Source organism: Marinospirillum sp., assembly GCF_014859565.1.
Window position 1 is genome coordinate 1 of sequence record NZ_JACUUA010000421.1, and the last position, 1,743, is coordinate 1,743.

Below are 1,743 nucleotides of genomic sequence, written 5' to 3' on the forward strand. Positions count from 1 at the left end.
ACAAAAGTGGCCTATTCTAACTGAGACAAGCGCCAGCGTCAGGCAAATGAACAGGGAACTCAACATGAAACACAAGCTGACCATCAAATGGATCTACGCACCCCCTGAAGAACAGGACGGCACACGCGTACTGGTCGACAGTCTCTGGCCACATGGCCGGGATCAGGATGAGCTGGGTGTTCACCACTGGTGTCGGCAGGCTGCACCCAGCAGTGGCCTCAAACGTCAGTTGACCAAGGGTGAGCTGGACTGGAAAAACTTTGCCCGCTCTTATCGGGATGAACTGCACCAGCGTCCGGAAAAAATTCAACTGCTGCTAGAAAGCATTGAGCAGAACAACCTGACTCTGCTGACTGCTGAACGTGACCCGGAACAATCCTGGGTGCAGCTGCTGAAAGAACAGCTGGAATTATGGATCAGCAACGGGGTGCCACCAAAACCCTTCTGATGCACCCTTTTTTTATCACAGTCGCCGGTGCTCCAGCGCCGGTAACTGGCTGCGAACTTCCTGCAAGCGTGCGGCATTTAAAACACCACTCACCACCCCTTCACCTTCCGACAAGCAATCCAGCACCTCACCCCAGGGATCAATCAGCATCGAATGACCAAAGGTTTTACGGCCTCCGGCATGGGTGCCAGTCTGAGCAGGAGCCAGCACATAACAGAGGTTTTCAACCGCACGGGCACGCAACAACAAAGACCAGTGTGCCTGACCCGTCGGCACAGTAAAAGCCGAGGGTAAAACCAGCAGATCCACTGCATCCAGCTGACGAAACAGCTCTGGAAAACGCAAATCGTAACAGATGCCCAGCCCAACCCGCCCAAATGGAGTATCAAAAGTCACCGGCTGATGACCCGGCACCAGTGTTGCGGCTTCATCATAACGCTCTTCGCCCTGCTGAAAACCGAACAGATGAATCTTGTCATAACGTGCCACGCGACCACCATCAGGCCCATACACCAAACAGGTGTTGGTCAGTTTATCGGCGCAGTAACTTTTTAACGGCAGGCTGCCACCCACCAGCCAGATGCCCAGCTTTTGTGCCTGTTCAGCCAGAAAATCCTGCATGGGACCGGCACCGTCTTCTTCTGCCAGCACAAAGCGGGCAGGAACATCTGGGTTGATCATCGGAAAAAATTCCGGCAAGGCCACCAATTCAGCCCCAGCATCAGCGGCCTGTGCCAGCAAAACCGCCGCCCGATCACGATTAGCAAACCATTCAGGGCCAGAAGTCATCTGTACTGCAGCCAGTCGGGTTTCAGCCTGTTGATGAGAAAAACTACGGGGATGCAACATTACTGACTCCAACACTGAAATGAAAAAGCAGAATAGGGTAAAATCCCAGTTTACTTGTGAAGCGCACCACCCAACAACACGGAATCTTTATCTATGGCTCCCAGTATTTTTTTCCTGCACTTTATTGGTGTAGTGATTGTGATCATCGGGCTTAACCTCAAGGAAAAACGCAAGGCTCTGGGTATCACCATCGCCATTGCCGGTTTTTTAATCGGCACCTGGCCGGTGTGGTACGGCCATTTTATGGCACCCAGCCCCAGCGAAATGCGCCAGATGCAGATCCAGCAATACATGGTGCCTGATACAAAACAGGACTGAGCTTTTACCAGTCCGAGCTTGAAACCACCCTTTCAGGGGTTATAGTGTGCCCCTTACTTTGCCGTCCGACAGGTTTTTTTAAATGCAAAATGCTCTGCTGAAAAACAACTCCCTGCTGTCCCAGCTCA

3 protein-coding genes are annotated in these 1,743 nt (G+C 52.4%); 2 read left to right on the forward strand and 1 reads right to left on the reverse strand.

The features are described from left to right. The first annotated feature begins 64 nt into the window (after positions 1-64). The gene (locus IBX50_RS20410) at positions 65-448 is read left to right on the forward strand and encodes a DUF488 domain-containing protein (protein ID WP_292258241.1); all 384 of its coding nucleotides are present in this window, start codon (positions 65-67) and stop codon (positions 446-448) included. Between the two features lie 15 nt (positions 449-463). Here the strand turns inward: IBX50_RS20410 and IBX50_RS20415 are convergent, their stop codons facing one another. Beyond that, complete coding sequence (locus tag IBX50_RS20415; protein ID WP_292258243.1) at positions 464-1,297, reverse strand: carbon-nitrogen hydrolase family protein; 834 nt, start codon at positions 1,295-1,297, stop codon at positions 464-466. Between the two features lie 93 nt (positions 1,298-1,390). Between IBX50_RS20415 and IBX50_RS20420 the strand changes: the two genes are divergently transcribed. Continuing rightward, entirely contained in the window at positions 1,391-1,615 is a 225-nt protein-coding gene (locus tag IBX50_RS20420) for a hypothetical protein (RefSeq protein WP_292258245.1), read from the forward strand. Positions 1,616-1,743: the final 128 nt, after the last annotated feature.

Excerpts from the sequence above, each read along its gene's own strand:
- IBX50_RS20415 (WP_292258243.1), bottom strand. The coding sequence starts at position 1,297 with ATGTTGCATCCCCGTAGTTTTTCTCATCAACAGGCTGAAACCCGACTG.
- IBX50_RS20410 (WP_292258241.1), top strand. The coding sequence starts at position 65 with ATGAAACACAAGCTGACCATCAAATGGATCTACGCACCCCCTGAAGAA.
- IBX50_RS20420 (WP_292258245.1), top strand. The coding sequence starts at position 1,391 with ATGGCTCCCAGTATTTTTTTCCTGCACTTTATTGGTGTAGTGATTGTG.